Source organism: Capsulimonas corticalis (assembly GCF_003574315.2).
In the GTDB taxonomy this organism is placed as follows: domain Bacteria; phylum Armatimonadota; class Armatimonadia; order Armatimonadales; family Capsulimonadaceae; genus Capsulimonas; species Capsulimonas corticalis.
On the sequence record NZ_AP025739.1, the window covers coordinates 5,470,157 to 5,488,646 of the forward strand.

Below are 18,490 nucleotides of genomic sequence, written 5' to 3' on the forward strand. Positions count from 1 at the left end.
CTGTGCTAGATTTCATTATCGACGATGCGATCTAAAAGCATTGGTCATTATCGCATGTTCTAGATTGCGATTGGCGTTATAACACCGAGGAGTAATAGTGATCAGAAAGTTTTCAAAGAAGTTAAGTTTTTATTTCTCATGCGCAGCAGCATCAATGATCCCGATGACAGCAAACGCCGACTGTATACCGCCACCAGCGCCGAGCGGAGTCGTAGCGACCCCCGGTGATGGTGCAATCACCATCACTTGGATCCCAGTTAATGGCGCAACAGCAGGTTATGGAATTTCCTATGGGACAACCCCTGCTGATGCGTTCCAGAAACCTTACAGCGGTGGTAGCGCCGGCGCTTCCTACACATTTAGTGGGCTTAAGAACAACATCACTTACTATTTCGCAGTTTATGCGAATAAGGATGTATGCTCCAGCGATCCTTCAGCCATGGTGTCTCAAACACTCACGTTAGACCCTCCCACCGGCGTGACAGCGGGAGCGGGACCAACTGATGACAGCGTGGTGGTCAAGTGGAACCCCGTGTCAGGTGCAGACAATTACTACGTGAACTATGGCACTACGCCTATTGCGGCGAGCGCACATCCTAATGGCCCTTTTGACCTGGGCTCTACCGGTAGCTCTCTGACTGTTGGCGGTCTGCCGAGCGGCGTCTATTTCTTCCAGACTTACTCAGCTAACCTGGGTGGTGTTACGCCGGGCCCGATGGTGAGGGCACTCGTAGGCCACCCGCAAGTGCCGCCATACGCGGACGCGAGGCCGAAAGATGCGCCCCCATGCGACTGCGGACCTTCAGCTTACGATCCAGTTGACCTTACGAACGGTACCGAGGACTACGACCCGGCTCCTGATCTCGTCGCATACAATCCCTCCGGGCCGAAGGCTTCTTTTCAACGGCAATACAGCAGTGACCGTGCGCTAACGGGCGCAGCGTCTCCTGGTCTGTCAGCTGGCTGGACCCATGGGTATGACATCACAATTCAGCCGTCCCAGCTTTCAAGCTGGGGATCGCTCAAAATGATTTATCCCAATGGCGCAAGCGAGACGCTGGTTCCAAACCTTGATGGTAGTGGCCAGCCAACCGGAACGTTTGCCGCTGTATCTGGCGCGCCTTACTATGTCACTGGAGTTGCGGGAAGCACTGCGGGCCAGTGGAGTTCCCTCACCCTGGTAAACAGCGATCGCAGTCAGTGGAGATTCGTTCCATTCGGTGGACTGTTTGTGCTTGGTCGAATAACAGATCGTATGGGGCACTCTATTGTTCTCAACTGGAACGGAGATCGAACTCTGACATCAGTAGCGGACGCCTCATCTGGAGCTGCATTGCTCACGTTCACTTATAACAGTGGGAATCTGTCATCCGTCGCTGATAACTCTGGCCGCAAGGTTACGTATGGATGGACTACTCCTGCCTCAGTCGCTCTCAATTGCTTGACAACTGTCTCGCAGGTGTCGGATGCCGGCGCTTCGCCCCAGCCCGCGCACTGGACGTATGGCTACAGTGCCTTCTTTGGCCAACCGTTGTTGGGGAATATCACCGTACCAAGTCCGACAGGGCACGGTACGAGCACTAGCCACATCGTGTATGACTCCAAAGGTGCCGTTGCAGCGCTCGTTGACGCGAATGGCAACATCCGCAGCTATAAGGCATCCGCCGGCGCGACAATGGTAGAAGTTAAGAATAGCAACAAAACATTGTCCCAAATGACATACAGCTACGATGGCTTAGGCCGAAGTAATGGGATAAAGGACGTCTACAACCGAACGGCCACTATAGAATATCTTGACCCCACTAACCCGTCCAAGTTTACAAAGCAAACGGATTTAGCCGGCAAGATCACGACAATGACGTATGATGCTTTCGGAAATATAACGGGAGTGACGAATCCACGTGGCGTCGCAACGAGTTTCAGTTACGATTATAGCCTGTTTCCCTTAGGACGTCTTCTAAGTGTACAGCCGGGAACAAATTTCTCCTCGCCACGAATGCCTAGCTCGATATCGTATTACGAGCCATCCGGCCTGATAAGCTCGGTTACGGAGCCAGCCCCAGGCAGCATCGGCAGTGGTTCTTCCGTAAGCACCAATTTCAATTACGACGCATTAGGCAATGTGACACGTATTGTGACACCCGGAACAGACGCCACGTTGATTTCAGGCGTCGATCAAGGCATCGTAACGACGCTCAACTACGCAACAGATGGGTCCTACACACAAGCTCCCGCTGTCGGGCAGCCGATTGTCATTACGGATAACCTCGGAAAGGCCACTCATCTCCGTTACGATTCTCATGGCAATTTAATCGCCATGACCGACGCAATTGGCAATGAGACGGACATCTCTTACAATATTGCCGATCAGCCTACGACGACGACATTGCCGGCAACAGGACAGACGGGATCCGGTCGGGCGAAGCAAGTTGCAGCATATTTGTTCCCAGGTGGCCCAATTGTTTCACTGACCTCGTATGATGAGAGCGGAAATCAGGTGCGCCAGATTGTATACAATTATGGTTTGGAAGGAGAGCTACTCTCTGTCACTGGAAGTCCAGACCCAGTATCATACACTTACGACGCCCTATATCGTCTTAAGTCGTTGACCGACGCCGGTGGTCACACCACCCGGTACTATTACCATCCCACGGGTGAGCTTGCGACTGTTATCTATCCTGGTGGAGAAACCGTCCAACTGCCAAGCTATGACGCCGTGGGCAATGTGCTGATGCGGGTAGACGGGCGCGGCGTGGAAACTGACTACCAATATAATGATGCGGAGCAGCGACTGACGGATATCATTTATCCGTTGGACACAGCAAAGAGTGTTCACTATGGCTACGACAGCTACGGGCGGCGCTCGTCCATGGCGGATGGTACAGGTGCAACCACCTATTCGTATGATGACCGCGATCTTTTGCAATGGGCTACGACAAGCTACGCAGGGCTTGCATCGCAGTCGGTATTGTATACGTACCAACCAAACGCAAGCCGAAAGTCTATGGGCACTCCTGCTGGTACGTTCCAATACAGCTATGATGTAGACGGCCAGCTACACAAGGTCACCAATCCGTTTGGTGAAGTTGATACGCTTAGCTACTTGGATAATGGATGGGTAAGCAGTCATCAGCATGGAAATGGCGTTCTTACGAATTTCGCTTATAACGCTCTAGGACAACTTTCAAGTCTCAGTCACCAGTCGCCAACTGGGGACTTGCTTTCAAAGTTTGATTCGCTTATGTACGACGGCCTCGGCAACCGCACCTCGATGACGGCGACAATCCCAGGGCACACCGGATATAGCGGCACAACCACATTCACCTACGATGCGCTCAGTCGCCTGGTGCAAGAACAGTCAACGCGCAACGGCGGTTATACCAACCTGTTTTCCTATGACGCAGCGGGAAACCCATTGACAATGCGCGGCGGGTCCAACTCGTTCAACGCCAATAATCAGAATGCTGGCTTTACGTATGACCTTAACGGCAACCCAACGGCATACCGGGGGGTCTCCCTCTCGTATGACGAAGAGAACAGGCTGGTTACCAATGGACATTGAACAGAAGCCGTTAATTACGGATGTGCCCTATGGATCTTACCGATCGGCTGAACAGGCCGCAAGAAACACGAGAGGAACGCGTGTGTACGCAACTTTATCTCCTATAAAGAGGCTTTCCGCAGTTATTGCATGCCTCGCCGCAATTCACCTCGCCCCGACCCTCGCAGCCGCGCAGTCAGGTGGAGCGCTCAACGGCTCGTTTACCACACTTGGATCTGGGGCTACCGTTGACTTGACCGCCGAGGGGACAGCGGACTGGGCGCACTGGCCTGGTTACGATCACAAGAGCAGTGGCGGGGGAAAAATTAGCAACTATGCTCCAGCTAGCGGTTCCACTTCGATTGCGAACACCAGCGGATGTGCAGTAGCGATGAACTGGACTGATGGGGCTCCCACGGCGTCCTCATCGTCGAATTCCTACGGTATGCTTGCCTATGGCGACGGCGGCGGCTTTAGCTTCACGGTCCCAGCAGACACGACGCCGCGCATATTAAAGCTCTACGTGGCCATCGTGCGTGCCGGCGGTCTGCTAACGGCTCACCTTTCGGATGGCTCGGCGGTAGATTTTTCCAGCACGGCACTTTCGAACGACAGTGGCGCCTCGATAGGAGTCTACACTGTTACCTATAAGGCTGCCTCGGCAGGTCAGACCCTGGCCGTGACATGGCAGATTGGCGATCCTGCATCAACACCGTTTGCGGTACTCCAAGCGGCGACTCTTCAGGAAGCCTCAGGCGTTCCTGATGCTCCGACTCAACTCACCGCTACACCTGGAAATGCACAAGTGCAGCTCGCATGGAGTGTCCCGGCGGGAGCTACGACGTGCGACGTAAAGAGAAGCGATACCACTGGCGGTCCGTATACAGTAATCGCATCGGGGGTGACAGGGCAAAGCTATACGGACACTGGGTTGCAAAGTGGCCACACGTATTATTACGTTGTGGTCGGAAACAACTCCTCGGGGTCCAGCGGCAATTCAAATGAGGCAAGCGCAACCCCAGTGTCTGCGCCAGCCGCTCCTGCAAATCTTGTGGCAACCCCAGGAAATGCACAGGCAACATTGAGTTGGAGCGCGTCGACTGGGGCTACAAGTTACTCGGTTCTAAGGGGCTCTGTATCTGGAGGACCTTACACACAGCTGACAACGAGTGTAAGCGGCACATCGTACACGGATAATGGAATCACTAATGGCGTGAACTACTATTACGTTGTCACTGCCACGGGCGCAGGTGGAACAAGCGCATTGTCGAACGAAGCAAGCGCGCTGCCAACAGGGCCTCCAATAGCGCCCGGCACGCTCGCCGCCGTATCTCTGTATGAGCAAATATCACTCACATGGTCGGCATCGCCAGGGGCGACTTCGTACAACCTCGGCCGTTCGACTACCCCAGGAGGACCATATTCGCCCCTCGTCACGAGCGCCAATACTGGCTATACAGATCAGTCGGCAGCAGCAGGCACTACCTATTACTACGTCGTATCCGCTACGAACGCCTACGCAACAAGCGGAAATTCCAATGAAGTATCAGCGGCGGCGCTCCTGCGCTCTCCTGGCGTCATCGGCATAACTGTGACGCCAGGCAATTCACAATTGGGTCTTCATTGGCCTGCGACAAATGGCGCAATAGGATATAACATTAAGCGCTCACTGTCCTCGGAGGGTACATATACTACGATTGCATCGGGGATTTCCTCAACCTCCTATACCGATAGCAGTTTAATCAACGGCACAAATTACTTCTACGTCGTAAGCAGCGTATCGAATCTGGGTGAAACATTTGATTCCACAGAGGCTGTCGGGACGCCTCGGGCTGCCACTTCAGCGGCTGTTAGCAGCACGGCCTATGGATACAACGGTGACGGCCTGCGTGCTTGGAAGCAAAACGCTCTCGGACGCACCTATTACCTCTATGATGGTAGTCTTTCCGTATGCGAACTGGCATCCAATGGCAATGTAACTGCCGTCAATACATTTATTGGATCCAATGTCTCCTCTAGAAGAGACGGATCTGTAAGTACGCTATATAATTTTGACCCTCAGGGAAATCCCGCAGAAAGGATGGATGCCCAGGGTAGTACCGTCGCTGAATACATGTTCGATGCATATGGCCTCAGAGTTGGTACTGATAATTCCGCAGATCCGTATAGCGGATTTGGAGGCGAATGGGGCTATAATACCGATCCAGATACGGGATTAGAGCTACTGACGCACCGATACTATGATCCTGCCATTGGTAGCTTTTTAACGCGCGACCCAATTGGTTACAATGGAGGGGGAAATTTATATAGATATACCATAAATAATCCCATTATCTATTCTGACCCCGAAGGAACCGACATCAAGGGGAATTGGAATAAATTCACCAATAAGGCGGGTAAAATATGGTCTGAGACCAGTGGTGCGGTAAAGCGGGTATACGGAATGGTTGGGGTCGGGATAGCTGCTCTTAATTTCTTAACGCCTGCCATCAACCATATATATGACTGGCAGATCACCGGTATACGGACTGAATGCTATCAAAACTTGGATAAAAATAGGAAATGGTATGATAATGGTGGAAGTGGGAAAGATGGATATGAAAAAGAAAGTCCGTTTATGGGCTATTTGACATTTCAAGAATATGAAGGAGCCGTCGTCGATAAAGCTCATGCTAAATCATTAAGCGCAGTGGAGACATCAGCGGCAGACGCAATGTCAGACTATTATAATGGCGTTGCAGGAGTAAAGTAAGTCGTATGTCATCAGGTTCTTATGCGATGCGGCTATTAAACATAAGAGCCTGATGACTATTCTACGTGTGATTGGATAAAGTTCTTCAAACAATATTTATGAAACCCAATAAGACTTGGCCACCTGCGCCTTCAAATATTACAGAGACGAATAGTAAAGAAGAGAAACCGAAAAAAAATATCGGTGGGAATATTGCTATAATTTTATCATCGTTAGGTTTCATTTTATTTGTACCTCCTTTACTGATTGATCCAGTTAACTTCCCATTTGGGGGGCAACTTATGGCGAGTGGCTTAGCATCCGCTTCAATGGGTTTAATTATCGGAGCGCAAAATTGGCAGAATCGAATGGGAAAATGGGCGATATTGATTTCAATCCTATGTTTCTCATCAATTTTTATGAATGACGCAATTATTTTATATAGAATACACAGGTAATTAGAGAATATGTGAGGCGTATATACACATATGTTCCGAAATTTATTCTCCCTCTACTAATTCCCCCTGAGAGTTGATCGTGATTGTTTTCGCTAGGCGTAACGGAATCATCAATTGATAGCGGGCATGCTTATGTTCCCCATCGCGGCTCAGTGCATTTTTGCTTACCAGATCAACAAGATCACGTGTCGTCGTCGCCGGCGACGCCCCGGTGATCGCAGCATATTTTCCGGCGCTCATGCCACCTTCAAAACCGCCAGGCCCTTCTTGAAACATGCGCAGCAGTGCCTTTTCCTGTCGTGGGTTGAGCTGACCACGTAAGCGATCAAATAATTTGGCCTTGTCGATCAGGAACGCCACCTGAGCAAGCGTGCGCCGCTGGGCCTCAACAGCCATACCAGCGAACCACAGCAGCCAATCGGTGATTTCGTTATGGGTGCTGGCGGCTTCCAAAGCCGCATAATATTTCTTGCGCTGGCTCAGGATCGTGGCGGCAAGTGCGGTGAGCCCTGGCTGTCCTAACGCCTGCGCTAAAGCTTTCTCTGCGATGGCCCGACCAATACGCCCATTACCATCCTCGAACGGGTGAATGCTTTCAAAGTAGAGGTGTGCAATTCCTGCCCTTGTTAGAACGGGTAAATGCTGTGCTCCCTCTGGGGCGGTGCTATTGAACCAATCAATGAAGCGGCTCATCTCGACAGGAACCTGAACGGACGGCGGCGCTTCAAAATGCACGCGCGGGTCACCAAGATTGCCCGAGACGATTTGCATTGCCTCCGTATCCGTGCGATAGGCGCCAGGATTCCTTACAAAGTAGATACCGCTCATAACCAGGCGATGCCACTTGAACAGCATATCCTCGGATAAGGGTATTTTGGCAGTCTGATAAAGATCCACCATGATTTCGGCAATCCCGTGCTCCTTTGGGCCTATGCGCCGATTGTCGGTTGCAAGGCCAAGATGCTTGCGGATGGAGGACTGAACACTGGCGCGGTCAAGGATTTCGCCTTCGATTTCCGAGGTCGTCAGCGCTTCGGTGCTCATGGTCTCGACAGCCAGAAGTTCTTGATCATCGGCGCTCAGATGCTTTATCGTGCCGCTTAACATGCCACTGCCAAGCAGAAAAGCTTGTTCCGCCGTGCGCAGACGTGCAGCATCCCAGGTGAAATTCGGCCAGTCTGGCAGTTGCCAATTCCATTTCATGAGCGATAAGCCCCTATTCTATCGCTCATATTACCATACATAATGAGCGATAGCAATCGCCCCTATCGCTCACAGCCAGTAGGAAGCAAAAAGTACAGACAGCAAAAGCGGAAGCTACCATTAAATAGCTTCCGCTTTTTCATTTTGACAATAGAGGGCTGACAATTCAGCCTTGTCCTACGAGCGCACCATCAGCTTGGTGCTGGTTGCGTTACCACTACCTTCTTCATAAGGAATTCCCCGGCTGATCTCGCCTACATGAAGGGGACTGAAAGCAGCTTAAAGCCGCCCCAGAATGTAGGTTTCGGTTGCCATGCCGCTATTGCCGTCTAACGTAAATTCATAGGTCTTGCGGTTACGTAAATAGCGATAGATGCCATCCTTTGGATCAATCCAGATTTCTCCTTGACTGCCTTCATCGTGGGCCTCCCCCGATAATTCTCGGATGCTGGTGCGATATTGAAAATAAGCACATTGAACTTTGCCCACCATCTGCATGCCCCGATAGGTGACAGTGGTATTGCTGGTTTGGTCCAAGCCTTCGGGTTCGCTTATTATAAAGGAACGCCCCGGCTGGTAGGTCCCTGCTTGGTAAAGCTCCCACGACGGAACCAGCGTGTAAATCTGCGGCAAGCTGGTGCCAAAGGCGCTTGATAAGCCCTGCATGCCTTTATAGTCGGTCAGCACCCATTTCATCATCGGCTCGCCATGCAGCTTGGCGCGGCTTGGCGCGACCCAGAGAAAGAGTTGCAATTGGTCACTGTGGTTTTGGTCTGCGCCGGGGCGCAGGGCGTTGAACTTGCAACGTAGATAATTGGTAAAGCCCTTGTTGATGGATCTCCCGCCGTAGGTCTTGCCGGTCACACTTTTACTGATGCACAAATCCATACTGGCGCCGATGTGATAGCTGCGGCTCCAAGTAAAGGGTTCGCTGGTAACCGCGCCGGACGGGACGGGCAGCGCTAGGGAAGTTTGTACCGCCACAGGTGCGTTATGCGATTTCGCGGCGATTGTTGCTGCTGGATCCAGTGCTGTCATAACGGCAATTATTGAGAGCGCGCTTAAGCGGTAGAAATGACGATTCATTTTATCCTTGCCTTTCAATTGAAAGATTGCCCTGTTGGACCGTATGAGTCCCCCATGACGGTTATTTATCGGCAGCCGCCTTGATGAGAGGCAATTGCCGCACGATTAGCGAAGATCACAAGCCAATGACAAAACTCGCGGCTGGGAAAACGCGATCCACATCAAAAAAGCCTGCCGACCAACTGCCGGTTGTGGTGCCGCTTCCCGCGCCCGCGCCATCTGACGCCCTACATTCCAGTACATTCGCGCCAGCCACGAGCGTGAAGTTGCAGAAGAATTTGCTGTCAGCGGTATTGAAGGTCACGGGCATGGTGCCGTGATCCGAGGTCACAGTCCCTGATGAAAGGGCCATGGTAAAATCGGTGGCGGCTTGTGCGGCCCCTGCGGATGCCCCGCCATAATCAGTAATGCTGAGCCCGTTCGGAAATTGACAATTGTTCCAGGTCGCGGGCGGTGTTGTAAATGTGAAGGTTCTGCCGAGCGGCGCGCCGGCAATATTAGCCGTCAGCACGCCGACTGCGCTAATCGGCGCATGGATCGGCGAGTCGGGAAAGGATATGCCGGCCTCGGGGTGCGCGATCTGCAAATTGAGATATTGCGAGCCTTGCTTGATGATCTGGAAAGACTGCCCCGCGATCAGATCGTAAGGCACGATCGTATTGGGAAAGTTTTGCACCGCGCCATTGATGCTTAGGCTCACAGTTTGCGGCGTCGCCGATGCGGTGATGGCCGCCGTTGTGACGCCGTCCACTTCCTGGATATTGAATTTGGCGGCAAGGTTGGTAGCGCTGTCCCCGCCGCCCGTGGTGCTTCCTGTGGTACTACCTGTCGTGCTTCCTGTGGTACTACCTGTCGTGCTTCCAGTAGTGCTGCCTGTCGTGCCGCCCGTACCGGGAGAGCTTGAGCCACCCCCGCCGCCACAGCCCGCCGTGCCGATGACGAGCGCCGCGCCGAGCGCGCCCATTATAGTTTGCTTCTTCATAATTACCTTTCAAAATAGCGAATATCAGTGGCCGGCTTGATCATAAATGGCGATAGAGTGTCGCCTTGGAGACATTGAGTTCACGGCAAATCTCCCGTGCGGAGCGTTTTGGCTCCGTACTGAATAGCAGCCGCGCTTTCGCGACCGTTTGGGCGTCCATCGCGCGCGGCCTGCCGCCCATGCGGCCTCTGGCGCGCGCCGAAGCCAACCCGGCGCAAGTATTCTCAGCGCCGGATTCTGCCTCGAACTGCGCCACCGCGCCCATCACGTTGAAGAGCAATTTGCCGGTCGCGGTGTTGGTGTCGATGGATTCATTGAGACTTTTAAGGCTGATGCCTTTTTCTTGCAGGAGTTGGAGCGTGTCGATTAGTTCTTTGAGAGAACGCCCTAGGCGGGACAATTTCCAAATCACAAGCGTATCGCCGCGTTGCATGCTCGCTAACGCTGCCTTGAGGCCGGGCCGGTCTTTGCGCCGCCCCGACATCTTGTCGTGAAAGATGCGGTCTATTCCAGCGTTGGCTAAGGCATCGCGCTGTAATTCCAGCTTTTGCTCTTCCGTCGAAACCCGTGCATAGCCTACAAACATACAATCCCCCAAGATCAGAGATGGACGTTCGTTTGGGATGCAGGGAAGGCGTCTCAATAACGACCGTTATTGAGACGTTAGACGGGCAAGCAGGCAAGCACAAGGTAAGAATCGACGCGGCCCTGCATATGGCGCAAGCCAATTGAAACCCTACAAAATGTAGATGAGGTAGGAAGAAAGGAGGATTGTTCAGGGGACCAGAAAAGGAGAAATTCACAAGCAGCCGCATAGTCTCAATAACGGTGGTTTTTGAGACTGCCGGGCATGCATATTTTACACTGCTTTTAAGCTAAAATGCCCTTGAAAGCCGAACTTGCCGTAAAATAAAGCAGCCCGCCTATGCAAATGATAGGCAGTTACAAGCCTGCGGTTTCATGGTCTACGTTCGATGCCGATGCAGGATCAGTGAAGCTGATTGGCCGTGATCAGATCCGCGTGAACGATCACATTACGAATTATACCATAAAATACCGCTTTTAGACGGCGCTTCTAAAGATTGCGCGTTTTTAGACGGTGGATTTTTAGACGTTCTCTCGATCATCCTATCAGTATGGAAAAAAGATCTGCGCTAGCAATCAAGGTAGGCCAAGCTGTGCGGCGCATCCGTAAAGAGCAAAACCGCTCCCAAGAACTTTTCGCCGATGATTGCGGCATCAACCGAACCTATATGGGCAATATTGAGCGCGGCGAAAAAGTGATCTCAATTGACATGGCAAAGAAGATCGCGACAAATCTGGGCTTGACCCTGGCGCAGTTTTTCGCACTGATCGAAGAATGACAGCAGCAAGCTGCATGCGAAAACCTGTTACGCCAACGAGATTTTCGTCAGACATCCCACCCTAAACAAAAAAAATCATTAGCCGCCCAACAAATACGAACGTTTGTTTGACAAAAGCACAATCTGTCTACCATAATACTGCTGTCTACCGCCTTTGAGGCGACCAGACATGGAGGTGCGGAAGATTGATTGCTTGCATATGGATGAGATTGATCGGCGTTGCTTGTGAGCGCGCCCGCCTGCCGCATTTGATTGATCAGCCTTTTATTTTAGCCAGTGATGACGGTATCGTAAAATGCGCTTCCCCGGAAGCGCGCGCCCAAGGCATCAGGCGCGGCTTGAACACCACCACTGCCGTTGCGCTTTGTGAGCATTTGATTGTGCTGCCCTATGATCAGAGCGCTTATACCGAAGCCGCCGAAACGATCTGGGATGTGATCGCCGTGGAAACCAGCAGCGTCGAACCGATTGATGCCGAACTATGCTACGCCGAATTTGACGGCCCCGCCGTGATCGAACGCATCAATGCGCTGGCGGCAAGCATTGCGCAGCGGCTGGAAATCCCCATTGCGGTGGGTGTCGGTGCCACCAAACTGGTGGCCCGCGCTGCGGCGCAGCGCAGCCAGCCCCAAACAGCGGATAGCTATGTCGTCGCCGTTGGCCCTGGGGATGAAGCCCAAGCGCTGACCCCGCTGCCGCTGGCCTTCCTCGACGCCATCGACGCCAAACTGCATCAGCGCCTCACCAAGCTTGGCATCACCACGATTGGCGCGCTGCATGCCATCCCGCCGGGCGAATTGGAACGCCAAGTCAAAGACCCATTGGCGCTGCGGCTGCGCCGTCTTGCTGTCGGCTTGGACAGTAGCCCGGTGCGTCGGCTCTGGCCGCAAGCCACCATCGAACAGGATTATATATTTGATGATGAAGTGCGGCAGGAACAGGCGATCTTGCAGGCGCTGCAAAAATGCAGCGCTGACATGGCAGCGAAACTGCGCGCCTGCGGCAAATACTGCCGCGCCCTGGCGCTGACGGTGCAATTGGCCGATGGCGCTTACGTACAGGAGAAAGAATATCTCTATTCCCCCACTCATGATACTGTCACCGTCTTCCGCATCGCCGGGCGGCTACTGAACCGGCTGCGCATTCGGCAGGCAATCCAGCAAGTGCGCCTTACGGCCTCCGGGATCGACGCCGGCGGCGCGGTGCAACTGACGCTGCTCAATCCGATGAACGGCCAAGACAGTTTCCCGCATGAACGCCAAATTAGCCTGAATGCTGAACTGTGCACACTGCGGCGGCGCTACGGTCCCACGTCGGTGATTTCAGCGGCATTACTGCAACAATCGCATGCTATCCATCTGTGGACCTATGCGCTGACCAAACGCCATAATGAGCGCGTCCGCGTCATCACTGATCCCAATGGTTCACCTATTCGCTGCTTTCGCAATCTAGGTTATCGGCAGGGTGCACGCCATGAAACACAGCAGGGCGGCAATCAAATTGAGATTTGGCGCGTCACCGACCGCTGGCGCGCCGCCGCCTGGTCCTGGGGCAAAATTGTCGAGACTGACGCCTACCGGGTGATGACCAGCACCCATGGCGCTTATGAATTACAGCGCATCGGCGATGAATGGCGGCTGCGCGGGATTGCTGATTAAAAGGCAAACCCGCCCCATGTTTATTCATCTTCATGTGCATAGTCCTTTCTCGTTTCTGGACGGCGCATCGTCAATTGAAGATTTAGTGCGCCGCGCCGCGCAGCAAGGCATGGGCGCGCTGGCGCTGACCGATCATAATTCCCTGACCGCCGCGATTAAGTTTCATCGCTGCTGCGCGGATTACGGCATCAAGCCGATTTTCGGCACGGAACTCACCCTTGATGACGGCTCGCATCTCACGCTGCTGGCGGCATCGCGCACCGGCTATGGCAATATCTGCCATTTGCTATCGCTGGCCTATGCGCATGGCGGGCGTCTGTCACCGGCGCTGCCCTGGGCGCTGCTGTCGCTTTACAGCGAAAGTGTAATCTGTTTATCCGGCTGCCGCCAGGGGAAGATCAGCCAGCAAATTCTCAATCATCGCTATGATGATGCGCTGGTAACGGCGCGGCATCTCAAAGCCGTCTTCGGCGATAACCTGTTTATCGAACTGCAAGATGATCTGGCCCCGCATGCCTTACGGCTGTGCCGCGAACTCGTCTTGCTGGCAAAGCGCATCGGTGTGCGTTACGTAGCCACCAATAATGTGCATTACGCCACCCCCGAGGATCTGATCGCCCATGATGTGAAGCGATGCATCGCTCATAACATTACCTTCGGCGAGGCCCATGCCGCGCGGCCCTTCAATAACCAGCGCTATTTAAAAGGCGCATGGGAAATGGCGAACCTGTATTGCTGGTGTCCCGAGGCGATCAGCAATACGATGGTCATTGCCAACCTCTGCGCACAAGACGGCATTATGCCGATCGATGAAGAAATCACGCCCGCTTATCCCACACCGGACGGCATCGCGACCAGCCAGCATCTACGGGCGCTATCCTATGCCGGGGCCAAACGGCGCTATGGCGCGATTGACCGGCGCGTCAGCAAACGGCTCGACGAAGAACTGCTGCTGCTCAATACGCTCGGCTATGCTGATTTTGTGCTGCATACGGGCCGGATTGTGGCGTGGGCGCGCAGCCAGAATATCACCGTCACCGGACGCGGCTCCGGGGCGGATTCGATTATCTGTTACAGCCTGGGCCTGACGGATATTGATGTCGTGGCGCGCAATCTGCCGGTGGCGCGCTGGGTCGCGCCCGGCAAAAAGCCCGATATTGATATCGATTTTGAAGCCAAACGGCGCGATGAAGTCTTTCGCTGGATCGCGCAAACCTATGGCGCGGAGAATGTCGCGCTCTGCTGCACCTATGCGACCTATTGGAGCAAGGGCGCGCTGCGCGATGTCGGCAAGGCGCTGGCCCTCCCCACCCCGGCGCTAAAATGGTTTACCAAGCATATCTCTGGATTCATGCCGGCAACAGAAATCAAAGCCGCCTTTGAACGCAATCCCGAACTGCGCGGCTATGCGTCCCTAGCCTCCCGCTTTGAATTGCTCTTTACCCTCTGCGGCAAAATCGGCGGGCATCCCCGGCATCTTGGCAGCCATTCTTCCGGCGTCGTGATCAGCCGTATGGCGCTGTCACAGTTGAATGTCGTTACGCCCTCGGCGCGCGGCGTGCTGCCGATCATCATGCTTGATAAAGATGATGTGGAAGACATGGGGGCGGTCAAGCTGGATATTCTATCGCTGCCGATCCTGGGCGTCGTGGGGGATGCGGCGCGCGATATTCAGCGCAGCGAACGGGAATTTAATTATGACCTGATTCCCAAAAACGATCTGGCAACCTACCGGATGCTCTGGACCGGCAGCAATATGGGGGCGTTTCAGCTGGGGTCACCCGCGCAAGCGGCGCTCGCCACCCAATTGCATCCGGCGGATTTTGAGCATTTGGTTGCCAGCATCGGCCTGATCCGGCCTGGGCCGATCAAATCGCGCGCCGTCAAAAAATACATCGCCTACCGCAACGGCTATGCCCGCATCGAATATCTGCATCCGGCGCTGCAACCGATCTTGGAACGCACTTACGGCGTGTGCTGCTTCCAAGAACAAGTCTCCTATATCATCGCTGTGATGCTGGGGGTCAATGACGCGCAAGCCGAAGTTTGGCGCAAGCGTCTGACCAAGCATGCCCGCGCTGGCACGATGCGCGAAGCGCGCACGGAATTTGTGCTGAGATCGCGTCAGATTCATCATGACTTGTCGCTTGATAATGCTAATTTCATCATGGATGAATTAGAAGGCTGGTCTAGCCTGGGCTTTGTCGAAGGCCATTCCGCAAGCTTTGCGCTGACGGGGCAGAAGACGGCCTATATGATCTGCCACCACCCCATCCAGTATTACGCCGCCCTGCTCTCTAACCAGCCATGCGGTTTCTATGCGCCGCAATCGGTCGCCTCCGAAGCGCGGCGGCGCGGCGCGCAGATTCTACAGCTGGATATTAATGACAGCGCCCTGGCCTGCACGACCGATGAGGCCGTGACTGCCATTCGTCTTGGCTTTTGTCTGGTGAGCGGGATGCGTGAAGCAGACATCGCCGCAATCCTGGCCGCACGCGATCACGGCGTTTTCCGCAGCCTGCTGGATTTTTGCGCGCGTGTGCCGCTGCGCCGCGATCTGCTCGAAAGCCTGCTGCTCTGCGGTGCGTTTGACGCGCTGCATGAACACCGGCGCGGCTTGCTGTGGCGACTCGATGAAACGCTCGCCAAAGCCCAATCCATCCGCGCCAGCGCGCAGCAAAGCGCACAACAAAGGTTGGATATTCGCATGGTCGGCGCGGATGCGACGCCGATTGCTTGGGATATAGAAGACTTTTCGGATTGGGAGAAGCTGTTGTGGGAATGGCGCGTGGTGTCGGTGACGACAAGCTGCCACCCCATGGCGCATCTGCGCCCGGCGCTGGCTGCGCACAGCATCGTCACCGCGCATGAAGCGATGCAACTCAAAACCGGCATGAAGGCGACGGTAGCCGGTTTGAACATCCGCCCGCATCGTCCCCCCGCCAAATCCGGCGGCAGGCATCTGTTCTGCACAATCGAAGATGAAAGCGCCTATCTACAAGCCGCGTTTTACGGCAACGCCATCGAAAACAATATGGCGACGATCCTATTGTCTCCCGCCATCATCGTGCGGGGCCGCATGGTCCGCAAGGGCTTGGGCTGCTCCATAGAAGTTGAACAGGCATGGCCGCTGAGCGTTCAGGAATTTCAGCCACTGGCTACTCAGGAAGTTATGGCGATAAGACACAAAATTAGCGTGCTTCGACTGGAAGCACCCTAATAATCTGGCCTTAACAGATTTACCTATCTTAATCCTCCTAAGACTTGAACGCTATAAACCGGACCTAATGAAGAAACCTAACCAATTCAAAGCTCACTCATGTTTCCTGAAAATTACCAAAGCAAAATAGCCATCGAAAAATCTCCGATTGTCCAGGCGTAATTGCGACCACCCACCATCAAACTTATCTAAAGTACATAGGAGGTAGGTTAATTGACACGAGAAAAAATTAACTACGATATAAATCCAAGAGATTAATAATTCTTTCTTTGACAGTCGGCCATTCGGGGGCGATTATACTGTAGATGAAATCATCGCGTCGATTATCTATTGAAATTTTTGTATTCATTCTGAGTTTACCTTCCAAAGTTGCGCCAATTCTATTAATAGCACGCTGACTACGAACGTTACGAAAGTCAACTTTGAAATTTACCCTGATAAGATTTAAGTTTTCAAAAGCATGCGTTAAAAGTAAAAACTTGCTTTCAGTGTTAATTCCCGTACGCCAAACTGACGGAGTAACCCAGGTTATAAACGAAGCTTTATCATGTAACCGCGAATATTCAAAAAGCCTAATAACACCAACTGCAAGATCATCTTGTCGCCTGCGAATAACATAACTTAATCCTAATCCATCATAATATTCTTCTATGCATTGATGAACATAGTTGACGAATTCTTCTGTTGAGACCGGATGCTCTACAAGAAATTTCCAAATTCTTTCATCCTTGCCAATAGCCTCTAAATCACTTATATCGCCTATTTTGAGTGGAACAAGCCGAACGATATTGCCAATTAGTTCGGAGTTATCCATTATATTAATTATCATAATAATTTTTAACTGGTAACAACTACCATAGTATTAGTTGGCTCGTCACTTGTTATCAAATAAAATGCAAAATCCAGCAACAAATCTCTGGTCAATTTATCTCCTTGAGATACTGCACTTATTGCAGCAGCACCATGATAAATAGATTCTCGATATTTGACAAATGCAAGAAACAATATTTTATCATTTATTTCGGATTTATCTAATAAATCTAACCTTACATATGGGCCTAGATTATCGGATGTTACAACGGTTCCGAACATCTGATTTGGGGCTTCCAAAGAATTTATCTTATACGTAGCATTTAAAACTGATTTAAGAGCAAAAACCAAATTATTGCCTTCTGAATCCTTAATTTTATAAAATTTCACCATGTAATTCATAAGTGTAACTTCTATAAATTCGTTCTTGACAAGCCATTCTTTGGGCGTATTCCCACTGCTCCATGCCTTTGCAAAAAATGATGCGTAAAATGCATCTGGTAGTGCCTTCATATTTCTTAGCCGTACATGATCCACATCTGTCACGCGTTCTGTATCGGGGATCGGTGCAAAATATGTTAGATCAGGACAAGAGTAAAAATCTATTTTAATCTCGGAGCTTGTAAGTTTAAGTTCTACAATTTCACGTATCGTATCTGGCAGCATTCTATAAGAGTGGATATTATTATAAATAAGGCATCTTAAATTTTGAAGATCGTGGACAGTGTTTTCTCGTTCAAGTGCAGCCGAAGATTCTGGATCAAGAATTAGTATTTGTATACGGGATTTTGGGTTAATTCTTGCTAATTCTATACAGCACATTTTGAACTTAATTGCTAGATTTCCATTCTCTTGATACTCCTGACTAAGTAACTCAGTAAAGGTTGACATAACATATCCTTTAACTGGATCGTATTTGCTTGATAAGCTAGTGATTTTTTGAATAAATTCCTCCCTGTTTAGTCGCCGCATATGTGTAGTAGAAACGCCAAACAAAGCGTCCTGCAATACTAGATTAATCACAGTAGCAACAGCTATTCCAACACCCAAATTAACAAAAAGTGAGCTAAGATATGGCTCGCAGAAAGAGTTTTTTACTTTCCAATAATGACTAGGGATTTTAGGCGTGCTTGCTGCATAAAAATACAAGTCATTTCTCGACATTCCCCAACCAATAAGTACAACCATTGCTGTCATGGAATATATAGCAATTGCTAGTCCTTTGCGGCTCGTACGCTCTTTAGCAATTTGACTCCGAAATAAGCATATACCTGCCACTATCCAAATTAAAATGATTACAACAGGAGAGAAGTTTACCATATATATACTCAATAATATTGACACTGCACGATAAATATGTTTAATAACAATTTAAATAATATAAATTATAACACAGGCAATGGAATTATGAAGCTTTGGCGGCGTAAATCGAGACTC

Annotated in this window: 12 protein-coding genes; 6 read left to right on the top strand and 6 right to left on the bottom strand. The window is 51.7% G+C overall.

The window, feature by feature from the left end:
- Positions 1-97 precede the first annotated feature (97 nt).
- From D5261_RS23435 to D5261_RS23445, 3 genes are all read left to right on the top strand, one after another.
- Positions 98-3,562 carry a fibronectin type III domain-containing protein gene (locus D5261_RS23435; RefSeq protein WP_125206319.1) on the top strand — a complete coding sequence of 1,155 codons (3,465 nt, stop codon included), beginning with the start codon at positions 98-100 and terminating at the stop codon, positions 3,560-3,562.
- Between the two features lie 1,192 nt (positions 3,563-4,754).
- Positions 4,755-6,293, top strand: coding sequence for a fibronectin type III domain-containing protein (locus tag D5261_RS23440; protein WP_165864609.1), 1,539 nt, complete (start codon positions 4,755-4,757; stop codon positions 6,291-6,293).
- 98 nt (positions 6,294-6,391) lie between these two features.
- A complete protein-coding gene (locus tag D5261_RS23445) occupies positions 6,392-6,730 on the top strand; it encodes a hypothetical protein (RefSeq protein WP_125206318.1) in 339 nt (112 codons plus the stop codon).
- 42 nt (positions 6,731-6,772) lie between these two features.
- Here D5261_RS23445 and D5261_RS23450 read toward each other — a convergent pair whose 3' ends face one another.
- The 4 genes from D5261_RS23450 to D5261_RS23465 all read right to left on the bottom strand — a co-directional run bounded on the left by D5261_RS23450 (position 6,773) and on the right by D5261_RS23465 (position 10,587).
- Positions 6,773-7,933 carry a Fic family protein gene (locus tag D5261_RS23450; protein ID WP_119324586.1) on the bottom strand — a complete coding sequence of 387 codons (1,161 nt, stop codon included), beginning with the start codon at positions 7,931-7,933 and terminating at the stop codon, positions 6,773-6,775.
- 279 nt (positions 7,934-8,212) lie between these two features.
- Positions 8,213-9,037: a hypothetical protein gene (locus D5261_RS23455; protein ID WP_119324585.1), complete on the bottom strand. Its 825-nt coding sequence runs from the start codon at positions 9,035-9,037 to the stop codon at positions 8,213-8,215.
- 97 nt (positions 9,038-9,134) lie between these two features.
- Positions 9,135-10,001, bottom strand: coding sequence for a hypothetical protein (locus D5261_RS23460; RefSeq protein WP_176587337.1), 867 nt, complete (start codon positions 9,999-10,001; stop codon positions 9,135-9,137).
- Between the two features lie 40 nt (positions 10,002-10,041).
- Complete coding sequence (locus D5261_RS23465) at positions 10,042-10,587, bottom strand: recombinase family protein (RefSeq protein WP_119324584.1); 546 nt, start codon at positions 10,585-10,587, stop codon at positions 10,042-10,044.
- A 550-nt stretch (positions 10,588-11,137) separates the two neighbouring features.
- Between D5261_RS23465 and D5261_RS23470 the strand changes: the two genes are divergently transcribed.
- From D5261_RS23470 to D5261_RS23480, 3 genes are all read left to right on the top strand, one after another.
- Positions 11,138-11,365 carry a helix-turn-helix domain-containing protein gene (locus D5261_RS23470; protein ID WP_119324583.1) on the top strand — a complete coding sequence of 76 codons (228 nt, stop codon included), beginning with the start codon at positions 11,138-11,140 and terminating at the stop codon, positions 11,363-11,365.
- A 185-nt stretch (positions 11,366-11,550) separates the two neighbouring features.
- A complete protein-coding gene (locus D5261_RS23475; protein ID WP_125206317.1) occupies positions 11,551-13,023 on the top strand; it encodes a DNA polymerase Y family protein in 1,473 nt (490 codons plus the stop codon).
- Positions 12,962-16,243, top strand: a complete 3,282-nt coding sequence (locus tag D5261_RS23480; RefSeq protein WP_119324581.1) for a DNA polymerase III subunit alpha — start codon at positions 12,962-12,964, stop codon at positions 16,241-16,243. The genes D5261_RS23475 and D5261_RS23480 overlap by 62 nt, the downstream gene beginning before the upstream one ends.
- A gap of 229 nt (positions 16,244-16,472) precedes the next feature.
- Here the strand turns inward: D5261_RS23480 and D5261_RS23485 are convergent, their stop codons facing one another.
- Together D5261_RS23485 and D5261_RS23490 are read right to left on the bottom strand one after the other, a co-directional pair.
- A complete protein-coding gene (locus tag D5261_RS23485) occupies positions 16,473-17,057 on the bottom strand; it encodes a GNAT family N-acetyltransferase (protein WP_165864607.1) in 585 nt (194 codons plus the stop codon).
- A 23-nt stretch (positions 17,058-17,080) separates the two neighbouring features.
- Positions 17,081-18,373: a hypothetical protein gene (locus tag D5261_RS23490; protein ID WP_125206316.1), complete on the bottom strand. Its 1,293-nt coding sequence runs from the start codon at positions 18,371-18,373 to the stop codon at positions 17,081-17,083.
- Between the last annotated feature and the right edge of the window lie 117 nt (positions 18,374-18,490).